The organism is Pseudoalteromonas sp. CO342X, from assembly GCF_004208915.1.
Taxonomy (GTDB): domain Bacteria; phylum Pseudomonadota; class Gammaproteobacteria; order Enterobacterales; family Alteromonadaceae; genus Pseudoalteromonas; species Pseudoalteromonas maricaloris.
This window is the reverse complement of sequence record NZ_SGPH01000040.1, coordinates 373,332-396,551: the sequence shown is the minus strand read 5'-3', so window position 1 is coordinate 396,551 and position 23,220 is coordinate 373,332. Positions and strand designations below refer to the sequence as shown.

Below are 23,220 nucleotides of genomic sequence, written 5' to 3'. Positions count from 1 at the left end.
CCCAAATTAATTGGGTACAACATGTAACTACAATAAGGTTGAAGATATGAAACTTAATAAAATAACCAGCTATATAGGACTTGCCTTACTGAGTGGCGGGGCACTTGCAGCCCCTTCTACACCAACATTAGATTGGCAGCCACAACAGTATTCGTTCGTAGAAGTTAACGTGGATGGGCTTGGCTCATACAAGCAACTGGTAAAAGCCAAAGATGTTGTCGATATTAGCATCAAATGGAATGCTTGGAGTGGCTCTGGCGGTGATAACTATAAAGTATATTTTGATGATCTACTCGTAAACCAAGGTACGCTTGCAGCTGGTACTAAAAGCGGAGTAGTACAATTCCCCTACACTAAATCGGGTCGCCATCAGCTTTATTTAGAACTGTGTGAAGGTACCGTATGTGCAAGAAGCGCAGGGAAAGAAATCGTCATTGCCGACACTGACGGTGCACATCTAGCGCCACTTCCTATGAATGTAGATCCGAACAACCGTAATAACGGTACAATACCAGGCCGTGTAACGGGTGCTTATTTCGTTGAATGGGGCATTTATGGCCGTAATTACGACGTAACTAAGATCCCAGCTCATAACCTATCGCACATTTTATATGGCTTTATTCCGATTTGCGGACCTAACGAGTCGCTAAAATCCATCGAAAATGGTAATAGTTGGAGAGCGCTTCAAACTGCATGTGCTGACTCTCAAGATTATGAAGTCGTCATTCACGACCCTTGGGCTGCAGTGCAAAAGTCTATGCCAGGGGTGGATGCAAAAGATCCTATTCGCGGTGTATATTCTCAATTAATGGCGCTAAAACAACGTTATCCAGACCTTAAAATTCTGCCTTCAGTGGGTGGTTGGACGCTATCTGATCCGTTCCATGGCTTTACAAATAAAGCAAACCGCGACACTTTCGTTGCGTCTGTAAAACAATTCCTTAAAACGTGGAAATTTTATGACGGTGTAGATATCGACTGGGAATTCCCAGGTGGTGATGGTCCAAATCCAGACTTAGGCGATCCAATTAACGACGGTCCAGCCTATGTGGCGCTAATGCAAGAGCTTCGCGCAATGCTAGATGAATTAGAAGCTGAAACCGGCCGTCAATATGAGCTCACTTCTGCAATAGGTGCAGGTTATGACAAGATTGAAGATGTAGATTACCAAGCTGCTCAGCAGTATATGGACTATATCTTTGCGATGACCTATGACTTCTATGGCGCTTGGAACAATGAAACGGGTCATCAAACCGGTATCTACTGTGGCTCTCATCTCAGTACTGATGAATGTAACGGGACAGGCGTTGACGGCAATGGTGTGCCACGCAAAGGCCCGGCATATACTGGCGACCATGCAATTCAATTGCTACTTCAACAAGGTGTGCAGCCCTCTAAGCTCGTTATGGGCGTTGCAATGTACGGCCGCGGCTGGGAAGGTGTGCTAGATGCAAATGCAACCATTCCTGGTAATCCGATGACGGCGCCGGGCAATGGCCCATTGACAGGTTCCACCTCTGAAGGCGTGTGGGAACCAGGCATTATGGATTATAAAGCAATTGCAGCGAACGCTGTAGGCCAAGGTGGTTCAGGTGTTAATGGTTATGAAGTAGGCTACGATGAGCAAGCACAAGCAGCATATGTTTGGAACAGAAGTAACGGTAAACTCATCACTTACGATAGCCCACGCAGCGTTATCGCAAAAGGTCAGTATGCAAACACTCATCAACTGGCTGGTTTATTTGGTTGGGAAATTGACGCTGATAATGGCGACATTCTCAATGCAATGTATGATGGCCTTACAGCAGGTGAGATCCCTAATCGTGCACCTTCTATCGGAGTTTCTGGACCAATCAATGTGACCTCAGGTCAGGTTGTGAATGTCGATGCGCAAGCAAGCGATTTAGACAATGATCCATTAACCTATTCATGGGTTGCTGCGCCTGGTTTGGCTTTATCTGCTAACAACACCGCAGCTGTCGCTGTAACCGCGCCTTCAGTCAATCAACAGACAAGCTACGACTTGACTGTAACGGTCAATGATGGCGTGTTATCAACAACCAAAACAATCGTTGTTGTTGTAAACCCAGAAGGTGCAAATGCAGCGCCTGTCGTTACACCGGTTTCAGATATTTCGGTTAATGAAGGGGCCTCGGCTACTGTCAATGTGTCAGCAACTGACCCTGAAGGCGCAGCGCTTAGCTATAGCTGGAGTGCACCAGCCGAGCTGAGCGTAGTAGCAAATGGTAGCTCAGCGACTATTACTGCTGCAAATGTCACTGTCGACACAACCGTCCCAGTAACTGTTACCGTATCAGACGGGGTGAACGCTGTTGATACAACATTTAATGTTACGATTAAAGACGGTGGCGCCCAATACCCGACTTGGGATCGCTCTACAGTATATGTCGGTGGCGACCGAGTAATTCATAACGGCAATGTCTTTGAAGCAAAATGGTGGACTCAAGGTGAAGAACCTGGAACCGCTGATGTATGGAAGGCAGTAACTAACTAATCTAACCATCCCCAATTAATGAGCTTGCCAGTCAAGCTCATTTTTTATTCACATAAACATAAAGTTACCCATTATCTGGCTTTTATCACCAATTTCTTCTTTCTTTTTCTGCTTGGTCTTTCATAATGACATAATGAACTTCATAAAAGAGTCATAAGTTCTGGCAGTGCTTATTCGTCTATCCGTTTTATTATTCGTTTTAGTTTTTCCAAAAAGCTACGCGTCCGACTGCGCGGATCAGCCATCCCTAAAAATCGGCATTGGCTCTAGCTGGCCGCCTTTTGTTATGTATGGCACTCGTCCTTACGGCATAGACGTAGATATCACTAGAGCAGTTTTTGAACGAGCAGGGTTTTGTATCGAGTTCATTCAGCTTCCTTCATCGGCTCGTGGGATCACTGAGCTAGAAAAGGGCTTAATTGATGTCCTGCCATCCGCAAGTTTTAGCGTTGATAGAGCAAAAATCGCTTACTTCTCCTCGCCATATCGGCGTGAAAAAATGCGCTTGTTTGCTAACAAGGAAATAGATCTCGATAGCAACTTAATCGAGTTGTTTTCTGCAGGCTATACATTCACGGCCAATCCTGGAGCCTACTACGGTGAGGAAGTGAAACAAATAAAAAAAATCGATTGGTACGACCGGCGGTTGTTTGAAATCGCGAGCTTAGACAGACGAATAGAAATGGTGGCTAAAAACCGCGTCGATTTTCTGATTGAAGATGAGGACGCAGGCTACTACTATATCAACAAGCTAGGCTACCAAAGCATTCAGCTACACCCTTATGTAGTTAACGATAACGCTATACATTTTATGCTTGGACGTCATGCATTTAAGCGTAGTGACATTGAGCGCGTTAATGAAGCAATCACCAATTTAAATGGCACAATAGCGAATATCTCAGAAAAATATAGAAAAGATTCAGGATGACTCAACAGCAGCAACTCTTTCAAACACTACAAAGTACATTTGGACATACGACACTTCGCTCGGGGCAATCGGAAGTCATTGAATCTATACTTCAAGGCCAAAGTGCAATCGCTATTTTTGCAACTGGTGCAGGCAAGTCGTTGTGTTATCAGTTACCAGCAATATTGAAGCAAGGGATGTGCTTAGTCGTTTCACCACTATTAGCACTAATGCACGAGCAACGAGATTACCTACAAAGTAAAGGCGTTGCGACTGCTTGTCTTGACAGTACTCAAAGCAAAGAGGAAACGTTGCGCATAGAAAATGCGGTGCGAGACAATGCACTTAAAGTCCTCTTTATATCAGTCGAGCGGCTTAATAGCCAAAAAGCACGTACCTTGTTATCACAAAGCAATATCTCTTTTCTTGTCATTGATGAGGCGCATTGTATTTCTGAGTGGGGACATAATTTCAGGCCAGATTACCTAAAAGTGGCCAAATATCGCCATGAACTTGGTATCAACCAAGTGCTATTACTCACCGCGACAGCAACAAATAAAGTTGCACGCGATATGGCGGGTAAATTCGATGTATCCGATCAAAATATCATTAGAACGGGATTTTACAGGAAGAATCTATTCTTAAGTGCGGCGCATATTAGCGAATCTCAAAAAGACGAATATTTACTCGCCTTTTTAAAAAAGGCAAAAGGCGCTGGTATCGTTTATGTCACGCAGCAAAAGCAAGCAGAAGAAGTAGCAAAAATGATAACTGCTTGTGGCTTTCCTGCAGAAGCTTTTCATGCATCATTGCAGAGCGAGAAAAAGGCCCAAATTCAAGCAGATTTTCTAGCGAAAGCTAATCTTATCGTTGTAGCTACCATTGCATTTGGTATGGGTGTAGACAAACCCGATGTTCGCTGGGTACTACATTATGATATGCCAAAATCTATTGAGGGATATAGCCAAGAGGTGGGTAGGGCAGGCAGAGATGGCGAGAATGCACATTGCGTTGCTTTAATTAATAATGAAAAAATTGCCACATTAGAGAACTTCGTTTATGCCAGTGCATTAGAGCGAGAGTCATTAACGCTGCTTTTTAATGAACTTTTCGGTGATCCAGCTACAGATTATCACCTCAATGAATACGATCTCGCCTATAAAACCAATATTAATCAATTGGTACTAAAAACACTTATTGTCCAGCTCGAACTGCAAGGTTACTTACAAGTAAACTACAGCTATTTTGCGGAACTAAGCATCGCATTCAGCCAAGACAAAGATAAAATATTAGCCAAGTACTCGCCTGAGCGGCAACTGTTTTTGACTCAGCTATTCTCGTGTTTTGAATTCAAAAAGAAATGGGGATTACTTTCACATCAAGCATTAAGCGAGCAAAACATCCCACAAGCTAAAGCCCAAGAAGTCGTTGAGTATTTGCAAAACCAACAACTGATTGACGTAAAAGTCGCTAAATATACGTCGGTTTATTCAAAGCCTATCCAACAAGTTAACATTAATGAACTAGTTGAGTCTTTCTACCAGCAATCACAAATTAAAGAGCAAGGCGAACTTGCACGGCTTAGACATTTACTCAAATTTTTCCAGCTAACTTCATGCTATCACAAAGCGCTTGCCAGCTACTTCGGCGATATGCACGCACCAGAACAATGCGGCCACTGCGGGGTCTGCGGCGGTAAGCATTTGATCGTCAATGCACAAGAGAGCCACGAATTAGATATTGAAACAACACGAAATATTTTAAGAGACGCTTCGCAGTTTGCATCGCAACGCGGCGTAAATTTTTCTACTCACCTCAAAACGTTGTTTTTGCTAGGCTTAAATTGCCCCTATTTTACTAAATATAAATTCAGACAACTTGAAGGATTTGGCAGCTTGTCCGGTGTAAAGTATGAACAGGTAAAAGCAGTGATCATGGAGCGCGCATTATAAATGAAAACAGATATTATTAAACTCGCCACGATCGCGGAAAAAAAGACCAAATATATAGTCGGACTAATGAGCGGTACGTCATTGGATGGATTAGATATTGCGTTATGTAAAATTGAAGGTGCCGGGAAAAGTACACAGCTAACGGTCGAACAATTTACCACGATAGAATACAACCCTTCGCAAAAGCAGCTTCTCGGTGAGCATGCGTCTAAATCTCAGGTAAATCTTAAAACATTATGTCAATTAAATGCGTGGCTCGGCGAGTTGTACGCAAGTCTAATCAATAATGCTTTGAAAGAATGGCAAGTCGCAGCAGACACTGTTGATTTAATAGCGAGTCATGGACAAACACTTTACCATTGTCCAAAACAAGCCTTTGCAGACGTTGAAAAATTAAATAGCACATTGCAGATCGTTGACGGCGATATTATTGCGGCAAAAACGAACATCATCACCATCGCAGACTTTAGACAAAAGCATATCGCCAAAGGATATGAGGGAGCCCCTCTCGTGCAATATGGTGACTATTTGCTATATTCGCACACAAGTATCGATAGGGTTTTACTCAATATTGGCGGTATTTCAAACCTTACTTATTTGCCAAAAAACTGTACACTTACGCAGAGTATGAGTAGTGACCTCGGTCCAGGAAACACATTAGTAGACCAATATTGTCGCCACGTATTAGGGCTGCCGTTTGATGAAAATGGTGAGATTGCGTCAAGTGGAAAAATTCAATTGCCATTTCTTGAAGCCTTACTGTCACACGAATTCTTTGATATGCCACTTCCAAAATCAACTGGACAAGAGTTATTCAATCAAACCTTCGTGCATCATGCATTGGACGGAAAAGATTATAATCATGAAGATATCATCACGACACTGACCGAATTCACAGCTATCACAGTCGCAAATGCGGTGAACGAGCTTGGTACAACTGAATTAGAGCTATATGTTAGCGGAGGTGGAATTCATAATGTGTTTTTAATGGCGCGAATTGAAAGCCATTTGAATAACCGTGTTTTAATCAAGGATTTCTCACAACTAGGTATCAACCCTGATGCCAAAGAGGCTGCTTTATTTGCCCTACTTGCGAATGAAACCGTATCAGGTGGTAGCGATGCGCTGCCTTTTTCTATGGGTAAGATTTCATTACCAACATAGTCGCTAAAAAACGGATAATACAGCGCTGACCGCCGAGTTAAAAATACGTTTAAAGCCCGTAGTCTGAGTTGTAACCGCTTCAGATACAGGCTCGCTTACGATAATTCGTTCATTCAAAATGATATCAAACTCAGCCGCATTCTTTAGGTAATCGTGGAGTCCCACTAGATTCAATTGCATAAAGTAAGGACCTGCATCAAGCGATTGCTTTACTTTGATTTCTACAATCTTAGTGAGATAAGACTCCGGATCAACCACCAAACAGACCTCGCACTTCGCATTTCGCTCGCCGTGCTTTGTTAGTACAACGTTAACTCGGTCATCAATACGCGCATCCATTGGCAACTCTATCACCAAAGAAAGTCCTTGCTCACCTGGTTGCAGACTAAGTTTCTCATAGGGTTGAACAGCACGGTACTGTCCCCTCATAGAACTTGTGATCTGTGCTGCATTAAAACTAAAAATACCAGGTTTGCTACTCATTACTTTCTTTCGTTATTTACAAGACAATGTTAATTATCTCAAAGCTAGATTACAGAATTATGACTTATCGCCCTAAGGCTAAAAAAGTTAAAGCTCGGCAATACCGAGCTTTAAATGCATTCTTTGTTCGTTTTATTTATCGTACTGCGAGCATAATGAGTCCCGGAAATACAAAGAACGAACCTAATACGTAAGCCAAAGCTGCTGGTTTATTCTGCGCACCAATCTCAGCTAACTTCTCAGCTAGACGAAGTGGGATTTCTCTCAGCAGTGGTAACCCGTAAATAAGTGCTACCGCAAAAACGTTAAACATAACATGTACAAGTGCAATCGTTAATGCGACTTCTGCTGCCGGACCTGTAATAGATGTTGCCGCTAACAAAGCGGTAATTGTAGTGCCGATATTTGCACCTAAAGTGAACGGATATATCTGACGAGTGGTAAATACGCCGCTGCCAGCAAGTGGGATCATCAAGCTTGTTGTTGTCGAAGACGATTGTACCATTACCGTAACTAACGCGCCTGAGCTTATACCTACAACAGGGCCTCGGCCTATCGCACTATGTAATAATTCTTTCGCTTTACCTACTAACGCCTTTTTGAGTAATTTACCTAAGTAGGTAACAGCGAACAGGATCATCATGATACCGATAACAACCATGGCAATACCTGCTGCCGTAGAATCTAAGAAGCTAACACCATCTTTTACCACGCTAACCGCTGGTTTCACTAGTGGTTTGATAAAGTTGTAACTTTTTAACGATAAGTCAGCATCACCAACAAATACATGGGCTAGTCCTGACGCAAGTTTCTCTAAAATGCCAAACATGATTTCCAAAGGAAGGAAAATAGCAACGGCTAATAAGTTAAAGAAGTCATGTACGGTGGATGCGGCAAACGCTCTTCTAAACTCTTCTTTACTACGAATGTGGCCGATAGAAACGAGCGTGTTGGTAATAGTCGTACCAATATTTGCGCCCATCACCATAGGAATTGCGATACTAATAGGTAATCCACCAGCAACGAGGCCAACAATAACAGAAGTCACCGTTGAAGAGGACTGCACCAATGCAGTTGCTAAAGCCCCTAAGAGTAGGGCGACGATTGGATTGGTTGCAAATGCGAAGATTTCCTTCGCGCCTTCACTTCCACCTGAGGCCAATTTAAAACCGCCACTCACAGTGCCAACTGCGACTAAGACTAAGTAAACAAGTAATACGATTGACAGCCAGTTAAAAAGCTTAGCTGATGCTGAAGTCTGAGATTGATTAACCATAGTTTCGCTCTTAGAGTAAGTAATGTTCATTCATTACACTTTTATTTCAGCCGCGCATTTAACCACCCAATTGTTACAGTTATATTTCAGTTTTATGTAACTCGACACGTATGCTCATTTTCTCATCGCATTTTTTGAAACAGTGGTAACTAATAGTAGTAATATGCTGTTTTTACTGATTATTAGTTATGTGATGCATTTACATTTGTTTACCTCTCCAAATTTGATCCACATTTGCTTCACTATTTAAAAGTAGGATTTAACTATAATTATTGTGCCTTATATCACTATGTTAAGACTTTTCTCGTTAATTTTTATGCTTTTTTCTATGGCGGCTGGTGCAGTTGACTTTACGCCTAGTGCCGAGCATAGAGTAAGTGAACCATTAACAATCCATTTTGGAGAAGTCGATGCTGCGCAATTATCTTCAACGCTCGGGATAAATGAGCGCGAAAGCCAATCTATTGCAGAGATACTTTCAAGCCAAGCACCTGAGCTAAAGAATGAGTCTTATCAGTGGGCGTTGATCACCCCAAATATGCTTATATCCAAGGGCAGAAATTACATCGCATTTGGTTTTGCTAGATTGCCTTGGCTAAGTGTTGCTTTGGTTAACAACAGCGAGGTCTCATTTTTAACGCAGCACACCCTGAATACCGCGTTTAATATTAGGGAAGTAGAAGCACCGCAATTATATCTACCAATATCAAAAGAACACTTAGGAGGGGCAAGTCTTATTGTCCGCTATCAGACTTTTGCGAATGCCCCCGCTGACCTTAGGTTAATAAATGATAATGAGCTAAACAGTAATGTTCTTACCAGTACGGTTACCAATGCTGCACTTAGCGGGATCATAGCAGCCGTATTTGTTATTGTATTGGTTAACTTCTACTTTAATGCCAACGCGACCAACGCTTATTATTGTATTTGGACGCTATTGTTTTTGCTTATTGTGTTGGATATGTCAGGGCTCACATTTCAATATTTTTGGCCTTCACAAGGCAAATTTGCCACCTTATTTTCAGCTTGTTTGATGACTTTTGTACCTGTGTTTCATCTTCTTTTCATCAAACAATTTCTGCAATTAAAGCATAGAAATAAAACCTTACACCTTTTATATAATGGATTTTTAGCGGCTTACCTAATGCTTATCCCAGTAGCAATCTATTCAAAATCGGTTCACTACAACTTAGTATTAAGCTTGAGTATCATCCCGCTATTTCTTTATACCAGCTATTGGTCTTTGAAACAGAGTGCTCCTGGTTCTATCACTTTTTCCCTCAGCCTGCTAAACCATGTCATCTTTGTAAATTTCATTGCTATCGGTGGGACAATGTATGCGGGTTTTATCAATGTTTATCATATATCAAGCGCGATTAAGTTTGGCTACTTAATAGAGGTCATGTTATTTACGCTGGCACTTGCGCAACAAAATAAGTCAGCCCAAAATAATCTGCTATCAACGCTACAAACTCAGGTGAATGCACTCTCGAATACAGTACAAACAGAAAAGCAGTTCAACCGTCAAAACCAGCAGGCGTTAGAAAAGAAAGAGCAACGTTTATTTACCGATCTCTCTCATGAGCTGCGCACCCCCTTAACGGTGATGAAAGTACAAGTTGAATCTCTACAATACAATATTGTAGAGAATGTTCAGGAAAGCTACGGCAAGCTCATGGATAAAATTGACGAGCTAAATCACTTTATTAATCAATTGATGCTAGTCACTGACAATGAAAAGTTAGCAACAATGCTTAATCTAAGAGACTTCACGATCTGCAAGCTTGTAAATCAAGTACATACTCAGGCCGCGGGTTTATTTAAGGATAATAAGGAGCAATTAGAGGTTAACTATCAAATATCTGGTACAGAAAAGATAACCATCGACCTAGACGCGATAACTAACTGCGTTCTCGAGATCTTAGGTAATGCGATTAAGCATGGAGGAGATAAGGTCCAAGTAAAGATGAGTTTCTTTAGCGTAGACAGCAATCTAATCATTCGCATTGAAGACTCAGGCACTCCGCTATCCTATGAGGCGCACCAACAGCTATTTGACCCGCTTTACAAATCACAATCTGCGAGGACCAATTCGGGAAAATCCAAGGGGATGGGCCTTGCGATGTGCAAAAAAGTGGTAGAAGCTCACTGTGGACAAATTGAATCCTTTAATAGTCTATTAGGCGGATTGAACATGGAGATCAAGCTTCCGTTAACTAAAGTGCCTGCTTTTAACTGATATACAACAGTGTGTTTTCGCGCTCACGTTTTATTATTTCGTCGCGGTATTAGCTTAAACCAAAATGCAATTTCAAGTGCCACACCCAATATCACAAAAATAAACATCCCAGTGTGGCTGCTATAGCTATAAGCAGCTACTGCACCAATGAGGAGAGCCAATAAAATAGCGATTCTGTGAAGTGTCTTCATCTTATATCCCTTTTCTATGGTGACTTAGCTAATTCATTTACAGCCGAATACCAACTTTACAACTCTCCTGAAATTGCCACTTGGTTACGACCATTACGCTTGGCAAAATAAAGCGCCTGATCTGCCGAGGCGAGCAATTCTTTACCGATGTAAGGTGGCTTAGTCTGAGTATGTAATCCTGCGCTTAATGTCATCTCTATACTATAGCTTTTGCTTATCAATGGGCTAGCCTCACATGTCATTCTGATCTTCTCTGCAAGGTCAAAAGCCTGCGAACCATCTGTTTGCGCAAGTACAATACAAAACTCTTCGCCGCCATACCGTGCGACAAAGTCTCCCGCTCTCGTAGCACAATTGGAAAGTATACTTCCGATGTGAATCAGACAATCGTCTCCCGCTTCGTGACCATAGGTATCGTTAACCTGCTTAAAAAAGTCGATATCGATCATAATAACACTAAGAGCGTGTTCAAAACGCTTTGCTCTTGAGCACTCACTATTCAAGGCTTCGTCTAGCGCTCGCCTATTGGCAACGCCAGTCAGCGCATCGGTGCGACTCGCAAGCTCCAGTCTATCGTTAGCTTCCTGTAGCGCTCGAGTTCGGATGGCGACAGTCTTTTCTAATTGAGAATTTACTTTTTGGATTTCATTGAACGCTGTTAATTGCGCCTGAAAGCGCTTGTTTTTCTCGGTATTGAGCTTTTCACCTATTGCTATCGACAAACAGGCCACCTCAATGGCTGTACCTATCAATAGCGCATTTTCGGTAAACCAAGTTTGGCTGATTAAATCTAATTTATTTAGCGCAAGAATGATCCCGCCAATAAGCACTGAGCTCCAAGCAATCGAATAGTATGTCGCTAAGCGGCTTTTCCCAGCCAAACGTAAAATACGGCAGAAAACGCCCCAGATACAAGCTGATACGGCATACGCTATGGTAAGTTTTATCATCACTGCATAGTTAAAAAACACGGAAGAAAATAAGAGTACCAACCCTAATCCCAAGATTAAGCGACAACCTAGGTAAAGCCACTTGTCAGAAATACCAATCTCGAGCAATGTCATAACAAAGTAAGTGCCGGTTAACACCGAGCTGATAAGAAAAAACAAGATTGCTTGATCGTTCCACCAAAGACTATTTGGCCAAAGATATCGAAAGGCAAAACCTGATAAACAAGCGGAAAATAGCGCTAAACAAATAACGTATAAAACATAGTAAAATAACGTGGATTCGCGAATGGTAAAATAGAGGAGCACATTATAGGCTGCCATTATCCCCATCAAACCAAAGTAGATCCCCATCACGATACGGAAAACTTGGTCATTTATCAAAAAGTCATGGTTTGTCCAAAGTACCACAGGAAGTTGCAGCGCACTGGATGAGCGTACTTTAATGTATAGTGCTACCTTACCATGCGTGCTGTTTGGGAGCGGTATAATAAAATGCTCATGCGCAAAAGGGCGGTCAATGAAAGGTTGTTTATCTCCTAATTGCTGATGAACAAATATATTGCCTTCTTGTAGCATGTAAACATCAAGCTGATCCAGCACCGGATAGGCTATCTCAAGTAAATAAGGCCCTTCTTTTTCATCAATATTTAACGACGTACGTACCCAGTAACTTAGGTTGGAATAACCTAAGTTCAACACTTTATCATCAGTAGTTTGCCAATGGATACTTGGGTTATTTATGACGTCGACAATTTTAGCATTTGAAGCCACGTACTCTAGTTGCAACGTCTCTTTGCCAGCAGCTACCACTTGACTACACAGAGACAACAGGAGTACACACAATAAAAAGACGTACCTTTGCCTCAATCACCCACCCTCGCTACGTCCCATAATCACAGACAAATAGCGCTCTCGCCGAAGATTATGAAATAAAAATAGTACTTTAATCATAGTCAGCCATAAATAGTTCGCCAATTTTGAATTACGTTCAACTATCCTATAGAATGCGCCGCTTGTTTGATGTGATCGATTCCAACGTCACAAATCAAATATGATGCAAAAAAGCGTAATGAAGGGGCAAAGTAATGAGCTTTTGGCAAGAAAAAACACTCGAAGAAATGACTAGAGATGAGTGGGAAGCGATTTGTGATGGCTGTGGTAAATGCTGTTTACACTCTTTTATCGACAGCGATGAGGAAGATGAATCATTTGAAAGCACCGACTTTTTACGCGAAGGTGAAGAGTTACTCTACACTGATGTTGTTTGCCAATATAACGATAAAAATAGCTGTAGTTGTAGCCGCTACAGCGAAAGGCAAGTTCTAGTTCCGTCTTGCGTACAGCTAACCAAAGAAAACCTCAAAGATATCTTTTTTATGCCAAACAGTTGTAGTTATCGACGACTTCATGAGGGCAGGGGACTGGCAAGCTGGCATCCTCTTAGAAATAATGGTTCCAAACAAGCCATGATAGATGCGGGGATCAGTATTTTTGGTAAGGCAACCTCAGAGCTGGAGGTAGACTTAGAGTCTGATTTTGAAGCGCATATAGTAGAGTGGCCTCACAAAGACTGCGACTAAAGAAACAAGGACTAGGATAAATGCTTTGCGGTAGAGCATGCATCTATCCTAGAAAAAAGGCTACTATTCGCCAATATCAGCTTTAGACGGCAACGCGGCAAATGCACCGTAGCGTTGAACGGCGAACGCACCACATTTTGCAGCATATGCGACTAAGCCTTTTGCCTCATCTAGTGAGATGGCAAACTCAATATCTCGGGTAGGTTTAAACTTTCGAATGATCTCAGCAAGTAACCCCCCTACAAACGCATCTCCCGCAGCAGTGGTATCCACTGCGACAACATTTGGCGCAGCGACTTTAGCACGATCATTTGGTAGATAAATCTCAACGGGGTTTGCACCGTCGGTTATCAATAATAATTGAGTTTGCTTATCCATAATTGCGGCTATGGTTTGCGCTTCGGTTTTACCCGAATGACTATTCGCGTTCAGGTATTCCAATTCTTCGCGTGAGAGTTTAACGACATCACTTAGCGCGATACAATGCCAAATTCTATCAAGAATATGCGTAGTCGAACTCCACAGGTTCAACCTGAGGTTCATATCAAAACTAACAAGCATGTTGTTTGAACGCGCATACTCGAGCGCATAAACCGTGGTTTTGTAGATATTCTCTTCAGTAAGACTGTTACTGCATATATGTAAGACAGAATGCTCTGTAAACATATCCTCAGAAAAATGGGTTTGCCTGAACAACAAATCCGCCGCTGGTGGCCGATAAAAACTAAAGCTTCTTTCACCTTGTTTATCAAGAGAAACAAATGCCAATGCCGTTTTGGCTTTATCTGTATACTCGAGGTAACGAGTATTTACGCCATTAGCCTGTAGCTCTTCAGCTAAAAACTGGCCGAACATGTCATTGCCTAACATGCCGCAAAAATACGCATCAACGCCTTGCTTTGCCGCGGCTACTGCCACGTTTGCAGGCGCGCCGCCTGCATATTTAGTAAAAGATTCTGGTGTTTTGCCATCCGATAAAAAATCAATCAACGCCTCACCAAAACAAACAAGTGCCATGTTATTCGCCTTTTAACTTCATTGAACGCAGGACTTCGTAACACGCGCCCATGGTGTGATAATCGGTCTTGCCCGCCGGGCTTTTTTCATCACTGTACTTTTCGTTCTTGTTATTCAAAATACGATACCAAGCACCGTATTCATGGTCGACGAAGTTATCCCAAGCATATTGCCAAATTCTGTCGTACCACCGCCAATATTTTTCATCACCAGTTTCAAGTGCTAGTAGCGCAGCCGCAGCGAATGACTCCGCCTGAACCCAAAAGTACTTATCATCATCGCAAATAGACTTATCCGGCGCAAAACCGTAGCAAATTCCGCCGAATTCACTATCCCAAGCAGCTTTTAATGACTCATCAAACAAGTGCACGGCTTTTTCCACAAGCCATGACTTTGGCATGTAGCGGTTAATCAACAATAATAATTTTGACCACTCAGTTTGATGGCCTGGCTGAAATCCCCAAGGTCTGAATAAGTGTTTGGGATCGTCTTTGTTATACTCAAGGTCGATTTGCCATAGACTATCATAGTGCTCCCAAATCAGCCCTTCTGCCTTAGCCGCTTGACGATTTACCATATTGTCGGCAAGCAAATATGCACGCTGTAAAAACTTTTCATCCTGTGTTGCTTCAAAGCAAGCAATTAGCGCTTCGCAGGTATGCATATTGGCATTTTGACCACGGTACTTATCTGCCTGATTAAAGTCTGCATCGAATTCATCTTTATAGAGTCCAAACTCAGGCTCAAAGTACTTCTCTTCTAACAGCTGCCATACTCGCTCGATTGCAGACTTGCTGTCCGATAAACCAACCTTAAGCGCGCAGGCATGAGCCAATAAAACAAAGGCAAGGCCATAACAATGGTTAGTGCCATCGATAACATTTTCGCCTTCAAGCAGCCACGCATAGCCGCCATTTTCTTGTCTATGGACAGTTTCTAAATAATTGATACCATGCTTAACCTTGTCTAAGTCAGTTGGCTCTTTAAAATAGTCATAGGCCATAGCATAGTTAAAGACAAAGCGGGTACTTGATACCAAGTGACGCGTATTCGCATCATAAATCTCGCCATTATCCTTGAAGAAGTGATTAAAGCCACCACGTTCATCCACGCAATTTGGTGCGTAAAAGCTGAGCGTCTTTTTTATGTGTGCTTCTAAAAATTGCGTTGTTCTAAAATTCATCTAACTTTTAACCTACTGCTGAACATTTCCATTACTTTAGCAGATAAAACATGGAACGATCCAACAAAACATTTGTGATTTTCATGTAACAGTGTGTAGAATCTAGGTGAAAACAGATTGGAGTATCACTTGTGAGCGAAATAAATACAAATCAAACCTTCGTCACAAGCGGGAATACCGAGAATAATAATTATCGACTTCCGCTTATTGCAATGACAACACTTTTTTTCCTTTGGGGGTTTATCACTGTTTTAAACGATGTCCTCATCCCACGTCTAAAAGGCGTATTTGACCTTAACTACACCGAAGCAATGCTGATCCAGTTTTGCTTTTTTAGTGCCTACTTTATTATTTCTTTACCTGCTGGGTATTTAGTTAAACGCTTTGGCTATAAAAATGGCGTACTAACGGGCTTAATCGTGGCATCCATTGGCTGCATCATGTTTTATCCTGCCGTTGTTGTTCACGAATATTGGATTTTTCTCTCAGCGCTTTTTGTGCTTGCATCTGGCATCACTGTTTTGCAAGTATCAGCGAATCCTTATGTAGCAGCACTCGGGCATCCTCGCACCGCATCAAGTCGTTTAAACCTTGCGCAAGCGCTTAATTCACTGGGTACCACTATTGGTCCTATCGTGGGTGGCTTTTTATTGTTTGGTTCAGCCGGTACGCTAACCGTTGAAGCTGCGGCAAGCGCAGAGGGGGTAAAGGTACCTTATCTTATTTTGGCAGCTGCGCTACTAACAATCGCCGTTGTATTCGCGTTTTTAAAGTTACCTGTCATTGCTGAGCATACTGAAGCCGTCGATTGTAAAGCAAAACACCATAACCTAATTGAAGCCCCACACTTAGTAATGGGGGTAGTAGCTATTTTCTGCTATGTCGGTGCAGAGGTTGCGATTGGGAGTTTCCTTGTAAATTACTTCGCAGAACCTGAAATCGCAGGACTTGAAGAGCATGCCGCGGCAAAACTTATCGGTTACTACTGGGGTGGTGCTATGGTAGGGCGCTTTATCGGCTCTGCTGCCTTAAAAACCATTGCACCTTCAAAAGCAGTGGCTTTTAACGCTGTCGTTATTATTTTATTACTGGCATTGACCATGAGCACCAGTGATAACATTGCGATGATTGCCGTACTCGCGATTGGCTTGTTTAACTCTATTATGTTCCCGACAATCTTCTCAATGGCAATTGAAGGCTTGAGCTCACTAACCAGTAAAGGTTCTGGCTGGCTGTGTTTAGCCATTGTCGGTGGTGCTATTGTGCCGCTCATTCAAGGTGTGGTTGCGGATAAATTCCATATTCAGATCAGCTTTATTGTGCCATTGCTTTGTTATGTCTACATCGCATGGTACGGATTAAACGTGGTTAAGCTGTCGCAAAAGTGGCAAGCAAAACTGAATTAAGTTAACGAAAGTTTACAAGGCGAGCATAGCTCGCCTTTTTTATTGCATAATTTTTTCGTCGCAGAGTATTGAATACGTATTCATAAAGGGTATTATAAAACAAAATTGGAACGCTCCAATTCAAAACAAAAACTAGGAGAGAGTAATGCGAGCTAAAACTTGGGCGTTGGCAATCACACAAAGTGTGTTGTTAAGCGCAACAGTTCACGCCACTGAATCAAATACACAGTGGGTCGATACCTTCATTGGTACTGGCGGTGATGGCCACACCTTCCCAGGCGCTGTCGTCCCATTTGGTATGGTTCAATTAAGCCCAGATACAGATAACCCTATGCGCGGTGTTTCCCCTCAACCAGAAATCTACAAGCGCTGCGCCGGTTACCACTATGACGACCATACTATTGTTGGTTTCTCCCACACGCATTTCTCTGGCACTGGTCACTCAGATCTTGGCGACTTGCTGATCATGCCAATGACAGGCGAAGTAAAACTCGATGCTGGTACCGCTGAAAATCCAGACATAGGGTATCGCTCACGCTTTTCTCATGACCAAGAATGGTCTGAGCCTGGCTATTATGGCGTTGACTTACTCGACTATGGTGTGAAAGCCGAAGTCACCACAACCACGCGAGTGGGTATGCATAAATACAGCTTCAATAAAGCAAAACAAGGCCATGTATTGCTTGATTTGACCTCAGCAATCTATAACTTTGAAAACAAAGTGATTTGGAGCGACATCCGCAAAATAAACGACACCACATTGGTTGCTTACCGTGCAACTAATGGCTGGGCGCGTAACCGCCAAATGTATTTTGCCATCGAGTTTTCAAAACCTATCACTGACTATCAGTTTTATAATCTAGACAACAACCGTTATCGTTGTATGAATTGCTTAGGAAAAGACAGCAAACACTCTACGATTGAGAATACCGCAGTAAAAATGACAGCAGGTAAAGCCGTTAAGTTTGTTGCAAGCTTTGATAATCTAGACGAAACGCCGCTGTTGGTGAAGGTCGGACTTTCTGCAGTTAGCCGCAAAAACGCATTAGAGAATCTTAAAACTGAAGTGCCAAGTTGGGATTTTGATAACGTTCGCGCAAATGCCAAGTCTCAGTGGACAAATTATTTAGATAAAGTCGACGTGGAAGGCACCAAAGCGCAAAAACGTCAGTTCTACACTGCGCTTTACCATGCACTACAAGCGCCGAATATCTACCAAGATGTCAACGGACAGTATCGAGGCGTTGACGGTGAAATTCATGACGGCAAAGGTTTCGAGCACTATACCTTATTCTCGTTGTGGGATACCTATCGTGCATTACATCCTTTACTCACTTATATCGACCCAGACCGCGTATCCGGCATGATCCAATCAATGCTGGTACATTATCAGCAAAGCTACGAAAAAATGTTACCTATTTGGTCGTTCCATGCTCACGAGACATGGACCATGATTGGTTATCATGCGGTTTCAGTCATTGCCGATGCATATCTAAAGGGGATCAGAGATTACGATATTAATTTAGCAGTAGAAGCAATTGAAAACACGGCTAACAACCCAGTGTACGATGCCATCCCTGAATACAAGAAATTTGGCTATGTACCAATGGACGTACTTCCAGAGTCTATTTCTATCACACTTGAATATGCTTACGATGATTTTGCCATTGCAAGAATGTATGAAGCGATGGGCAATACCAGCAAAGCAAAAGACTATTACCAACGTGCAATGAGCTATAAAAATGTGTTCAATAAAGAAACCGGTTACATGCAAGGGTTAGATTCAAAAGGAAACTGGGATTCCGAATTTGACCCGTTTGAAGCAAAATACATGGGCCCATACACCGAAGGTAACGCTAAGCAATATAGCTTCTATGTACCGCATGATGTAGCTGGCCTGATTGAATTAATGGGTGGTGACGATGCATTTGAAGCACGTCTAGATGCACTGTTTGATACCCACCTTTCTGAAGAGATGATCAAAGAGCACGAAGATATTGCAGGCCTGATTGGTAACTATGCCCATGGTAATGAACCAAGCCATCATATTGCCTATTTATATAACTACGCGGGTAAACCGTGGAGAACCCAAGAGCGTATTCGTCAGATCATGGATACCTTAAGCTCAGACAAACCGGATGGCCTTGCAGGTAATGACGATGTAGGTCAGATGTCTGCTTGGTATATATTCTCAGCGATGGGCTTTTATCCCGTAGCGCCAGGCGACCTAAGCTATGCGATTGGTGCACCTCAGGTGCCAGAAGTTACGTTGAAACTTGCAAACGGCAAAGCATTTAGAACCGTTGCGAAAGATTTCAGTGACAAAAACAAATATATCAAGTCCATTAAATTAAATGGTAAACCGCTTAATCGCAGCTACATCACACATAACGACATCATGAATGGCGGTACATTGGAGTATCAAATGTCTAGCAAGCCGAATAAAGCATGGGGTCAATCCAAGACGCAGAGACCGCCTTCATTGTCGGAGTATAAGTAATGGTTAAAGCAGGAATATTTCTTGCGGCTATGACCACATTTGCAAGTGCGCCGTTCGCACTTGCAAATGACATCGATAATGCCGCAGCGCAATTAAAACCGATCGCGTTTCAGTCAGACTTAGCATGGCGTCAATTTCCTCTACCAGTCGTCTCGCTCAGCAAAGCAACTAAAATTAACCATTTCGCATGGCAAGAAATTGATAACAAAGTAATAGAGCAGATAAGTTATAACGTGGCTAGATTACTTTATAAAGATATGACTAGCGCGCCTAAGCTACCAACCCTCCATATCGTCTTTGAAGACCTAAAAGGGGTTGCATATAAAGAGGGCGATTTTAACGGCGCAACAATCCATATCAGCGCAAACTACATGGAAAACTTTTCTACATCGCACAGTGAAACAGAATCAGTCGACGAACTTATCGGTATTCTCTATCATGAAATTGCCCATGCTTATCAGCTAGATGATCATAATTACAAGGAAATAGGGCCTATCATTGAGGGAATAGCAGATGTTGTTAGACTAAAAGCTGGGTATATTCCTGATGACATCCAAAAGCCTGGTGGCAACTATAAAGACGGCTATAAAAATACAGCATTCTTTATCGATTGGTTATCGAAGCAAAGTAACCGAGACCTACTTCAGGAGATCAATGCTCAATTGGACCCACATGACGACATAAAGTGGGACTGGCAATACTTTGAGCAATCAGCAGGTGTTAAATTAGATACTGCTTGGCGACATTATCAAGCGTCGTTACTGTAACGCAAGGTGAGCGAAGTCTCACCTTTATTTAACATTCACTCTAAACCTCTCTCATTTCCTGCCGATAATCAAAGACAAACCTTTGAGTTTTTGATAAAAATAGTTACAAAGGAATCCAATTCCTAAATCTATTAATAACAATCGGCCAACGAGTTTTTTGTTTGGCTGAAGAAAAGAACAAGTTCAACAGGATCATGATGTTTAAAGCGCTAAAGTTCACCACCAAAGTAACCGTAGCAGCCTCCCTTGTGTTAGTGATTGTGCTCGGCTTATTTACCGTAAACAACTTTCTTGTTATGCGAGACCAAACTCAAGCTCGACTTACCTTGGTTTTACAAGAGATTTCAAGCTCGGTTTCACAGAATATCGCCAATTGGCTCAATGACAGACTTGAAATCGTGGTCTCGATTGCTGATGGACATAGAGCTGATGACTCCACTGAACAAATAAGAAGACGGTTAAAAACCGCTGACACTGCAGGGGATTTCAAAAACGTTTTCATTGGCACGCCAGATGGTACATTTGTGTTGGACGATCCAAGTATCCAACTTCCTGCTGATTTTGATGCGACTAGCCGCCCTTGGTATAAGCTCGCTGAGCAAAAACAAGATACCGCATTTACCGCACCTTATATCGACGTTACCACCAACGAATTCACTATTTCTGCCGTCGTACCGGTAAAACAAGGAGGCCGATTTGCAGGTGTGGCTGGGGGGGACATAGACATGTCAACCATCACAGAAATTATCAACGAAATTGACTTTTTAGGGTTTGGTTACGGTTTTTTACTTGATGAAAGCGGTAAAATACTCAGTCATCCAGATACTAAACTGAATGACAAGCCGATGTCAGAGCTGTTTGGTAAACGCCTGTCATTAAACCGGGATTTCACGGAGCTTGAAATTGATGGCACAGAAAAGCTCGTTTCATTTGTAAAAATGAAAGGCATTAAAAATGTCGACTGGTATCTTGGCGTTGTCATTAATAAAGAAATTGCCTATTCGTCCGTATCTTCTTTTAGAAATATGGCTGCTATCTATATGCTACTTGGCGTGATTGCTATTGTGGTGATGCTACAACTATTGCTCAAGTATCTGATGCGCCCAATGTACAATCTCAACGTAGCCATCAAAGACATCGCCCAAGGTGAAGGTGACCTTACTCGTAGATTAGTCGTAGAGAATCAAGATGAATTTGGCGAGTTATCCGATTATTTCAACCAGTTTATCGACAAAATTCATGCCTCAATTACACAGGTAAAAAATACCACGGTGACACTTGAAAACGTCGTGAATAGTTTGGTTGCGCAAACGCAAGATACCTTATCTATGTATACAGATCAGTCCAAGCGCACCGATAGCGTCGCGACAGCCATCAACGAGCTTTCTTCAAGTGCACAAGAGATCTCAAACAATGCAACCCATGCTTCAGAACTTGCCAGTAACGCCAACAAGCTTTCTGTTGAAAGCCAACATTCACTCACTCAAAATATCGAAGAAATCGCTTCACTGACACAAAAAATGTCTCAAGCACAAGACACGCTGGATGGATTGGATAAACTCTCAGGCAGCATAGGGCAAGTGCTTGAAGTAATTAAGGGAGTTAGCGAACAAACCAACTTACTGGCATTAAATGCAGCCATTGAAGCCGCTAGGGCAGGTGAGGCTGGGCGTGGATTCGCTGTCGTTGCCGATGAAGTAAGGCAATTGGCACAGCGCACGCAAGAGTCAACGCAAGAAATCGAAAGCACTATTGCTCAACTACAACAAGGCTCGGCTTCAGCTGTGGCCGTAATGAAAGCGAGTTTAGAAGACTCAGCGAGAAGCGCCGATAGAGCCAATGCTTCAGGTACTAAAATGCAAGAAGTGAGCAATTCAATTGATGCCATAGACGGCGTTAACCATGCAGTTGCCAGCGCCACACACCAGCAAAACACCGTTATCCAAACATTAGATAGCGACATTCATCATATTAGTGACCTCAGCCTGCAAGGCAGTAATAACCTAACCGCAACCCTTGAAGAGTGTAAGTCATTGAAACTACAGTTCGACGAATTAGAACAAATGGTGCTCAAGTTTAGAGTCTAACGCCATTCCAATAATGCTTAAAAGCCGCTTAACAAAAGCGGCTTTTTTGTGATCCTTTTATGACACAAAACACCTGCAACATCTTATTAACCAACAAAATCCCATTAAAACCAATAAGTTAATTGATTAATGTAATTTCAATGACAGCTGTCACATTTGTGTATTAGTTGCGCAACATGGTTGTCATTTTTCGTAATTAGACTGCACCCAGTTTTTTAGCAACTAGCAATAATTTATAAGGTGTATGCGATGAAGTGCGTTAACCACTTGCTTATAGCAGGTATGCTAGCAACGGCCTCAGCCGGAGCAACAGAATTAAATCAAGCGATGGACAAAAGTGCAGCTATCAATGAATCTGCATTAAAGTCTCAAGGGAAAATCGATGGTATTGCAGACGATATGCAGTCTCGTTTGCAAAAGTTCAAGACGTTGAACAAAGAAATCGACGGCCTATCTGTTTACAACGCTCAATTAGAAAAACAAATCAAAAACCAACTTGAAGAAATGGCGGCAATTAACACCTCTATGGACCAGGTTTCGGTGATCGAGCGTCAAATCACACCTCTCATGATACGCATGATCACAGGCCTGAAACAGTTCGTTGAATTAGACGTGCCTTTCCTTCCTAAAGAGCGTGCTGAGCGTATTACTCAGTTAACTAACTTGATGGACCGTGCTGATATTTCATCAAGCGAAAAGTTCCGCCGCGTACTTGAAGCTTACCAAGTTGAAGTGGACTACGGACGTACTATCGAAGCTTACACCTCATTACTTGACGTGAATGGACAAGAACGTGAAGTAGATTTCCTACGAATTGGTCGTCTTGAGCTGCTTTATGTCACAAAAGATGGCAGCCAAGCTGGTTTTTGGAACAAAGACAGTAACGCTTTTGACGCATTACCAGATACCAACATCAGCCAAATCAATAAAGGCATTCGCATCGCACGTAAGCAGTTAGCACCTGACATGTTAACGCTTCCAGTTCAGGCTGCAGAGTAATAGG

Annotated in this window: 16 protein-coding genes; 11 read left to right on the top strand and 5 right to left on the bottom strand. The window is 42.4% G+C overall.

Features of this window, described 5'->3' with window-relative positions:
- Nucleotides 1–46 precede the first annotated feature (46 nt).
- The 4 genes from EXT47_RS20630 (at nucleotide 47) to EXT47_RS20615 (ending at nucleotide 6,538) form a co-directional block, all read left to right on the top strand.
- The gene (locus tag EXT47_RS20630; protein ID WP_130127457.1) at nucleotides 47–2,515 is read left to right on the top strand and encodes a glycosyl hydrolase family 18 protein; all 2,469 of its coding nucleotides are present in this window, start codon (nucleotides 47–49) and stop codon (nucleotides 2,513–2,515) included.
- A gap of 166 nt (nucleotides 2,516–2,681) precedes the next feature.
- Entirely contained in the window at nucleotides 2,682–3,443 is a 762-nt protein-coding gene (locus tag EXT47_RS20625; RefSeq protein ID WP_039495328.1) for an ABC transporter substrate-binding protein, read from the top strand.
- Nucleotides 3,440–5,374, top strand: coding sequence for an ATP-dependent DNA helicase RecQ (locus tag EXT47_RS20620; RefSeq protein WP_130127456.1), 1,935 nt, complete (start codon nucleotides 3,440–3,442; stop codon nucleotides 5,372–5,374). The genes EXT47_RS20625 and EXT47_RS20620 overlap by 4 nt, the downstream gene beginning before the upstream one ends.
- Complete coding sequence (locus EXT47_RS20615) at nucleotides 5,375–6,538, top strand: anhydro-N-acetylmuramic acid kinase (RefSeq protein WP_130127455.1); 1,164 nt, start codon at nucleotides 5,375–5,377, stop codon at nucleotides 6,536–6,538. It abuts the gene before it with no gap.
- A 3-nt stretch (nucleotides 6,539–6,541) separates the two neighbouring features.
- On the opposite strand, the gene EXT47_RS20610 is transcribed toward EXT47_RS20615, so the two are convergent.
- Nucleotides 6,542–7,021: a hypothetical protein gene (locus EXT47_RS20610; protein WP_130127454.1), complete on the bottom strand. Its 480-nt coding sequence runs from the start codon at nucleotides 7,019–7,021 to the stop codon at nucleotides 6,542–6,544.
- Nucleotides 7,022–7,157: 136 nt separating this feature from the next.
- On the bottom strand, nucleotides 7,158–8,297 hold the full coding sequence (locus EXT47_RS20605; RefSeq protein WP_130127453.1) for a Na/Pi symporter: 1,140 nt from the start codon (nucleotides 8,295–8,297) through the stop codon (nucleotides 7,158–7,160).
- 316 nt (nucleotides 8,298–8,613) lie between these two features.
- Here EXT47_RS20605 and EXT47_RS20600 point away from each other — a divergent pair, with 316 nt between their 5' ends.
- Complete coding sequence (locus EXT47_RS20600; RefSeq protein ID WP_240701643.1) at nucleotides 8,614–10,536, top strand: sensor histidine kinase; 1,923 nt, start codon at nucleotides 8,614–8,616, stop codon at nucleotides 10,534–10,536.
- A gap of 247 nt (nucleotides 10,537–10,783) precedes the next feature.
- On the opposite strand, the gene EXT47_RS20595 is transcribed toward EXT47_RS20600, so the two are convergent.
- Nucleotides 10,784–12,463: a diguanylate cyclase gene (locus tag EXT47_RS20595; protein WP_240701642.1), complete on the bottom strand. Its 1,680-nt coding sequence runs from the start codon at nucleotides 12,461–12,463 to the stop codon at nucleotides 10,784–10,786.
- Nucleotides 12,464–12,762: 299 nt separating this feature from the next.
- Between EXT47_RS20595 and EXT47_RS20590 the strand changes: the two genes are divergently transcribed.
- Complete coding sequence (locus EXT47_RS20590) at nucleotides 12,763–13,257, top strand: YcgN family cysteine cluster protein (protein WP_130127451.1); 495 nt, start codon at nucleotides 12,763–12,765, stop codon at nucleotides 13,255–13,257.
- A gap of 63 nt (nucleotides 13,258–13,320) precedes the next feature.
- On the opposite strand, the gene EXT47_RS20585 is transcribed toward EXT47_RS20590, so the two are convergent.
- Nucleotides 13,321–14,274, bottom strand: a complete 954-nt coding sequence (locus EXT47_RS20585) for a carbohydrate kinase (protein ID WP_039495317.1) — start codon at nucleotides 14,272–14,274, stop codon at nucleotides 13,321–13,323.
- Between the two features lies 1 nt (nucleotide 14,275).
- Nucleotides 14,276–15,457 (bottom strand): AGE family epimerase/isomerase, encoded by a 1,182-nt coding sequence (locus EXT47_RS20580; protein WP_130127450.1) that lies wholly within the window; start codon nucleotides 15,455–15,457, stop codon nucleotides 14,276–14,278.
- A 131-nt stretch (nucleotides 15,458–15,588) separates the two neighbouring features.
- Here EXT47_RS20580 and EXT47_RS20575 point away from each other — a divergent pair, with 131 nt between their 5' ends.
- The 5 genes from EXT47_RS20575 to EXT47_RS20555 all read left to right on the top strand — a co-directional run bounded on the left by EXT47_RS20575 (nucleotide 15,589) and on the right by EXT47_RS20555 (nucleotide 23,216).
- Complete coding sequence (locus tag EXT47_RS20575) at nucleotides 15,589–16,863, top strand: sugar MFS transporter (protein ID WP_130127449.1); 1,275 nt, start codon at nucleotides 15,589–15,591, stop codon at nucleotides 16,861–16,863.
- A gap of 145 nt (nucleotides 16,864–17,008) precedes the next feature.
- Nucleotides 17,009–19,363, top strand: a complete 2,355-nt coding sequence (locus EXT47_RS20570) for a GH92 family glycosyl hydrolase (RefSeq protein WP_130127448.1) — start codon at nucleotides 17,009–17,011, stop codon at nucleotides 19,361–19,363.
- Nucleotides 19,363–20,130: a basic secretory protein-like protein gene (locus tag EXT47_RS20565; protein WP_130127447.1), complete on the top strand. Its 768-nt coding sequence runs from the start codon at nucleotides 19,363–19,365 to the stop codon at nucleotides 20,128–20,130. Before EXT47_RS20570 ends, EXT47_RS20565 begins: the two co-directional genes overlap by 1 nt.
- A 197-nt stretch (nucleotides 20,131–20,327) precedes the next feature.
- Entirely contained in the window at nucleotides 20,328–22,217 is a 1,890-nt protein-coding gene (locus EXT47_RS20560) for a methyl-accepting chemotaxis protein (protein WP_130127531.1), read from the top strand.
- A gap of 249 nt (nucleotides 22,218–22,466) precedes the next feature.
- Nucleotides 22,467–23,216 carry a DUF3450 domain-containing protein gene (locus tag EXT47_RS20555; RefSeq protein ID WP_130127446.1) on the top strand — a complete coding sequence of 250 codons (750 nt, stop codon included), beginning with the start codon at nucleotides 22,467–22,469 and terminating at the stop codon, nucleotides 23,214–23,216.
- Nucleotides 23,217–23,220: the final 4 nt, after the last annotated feature.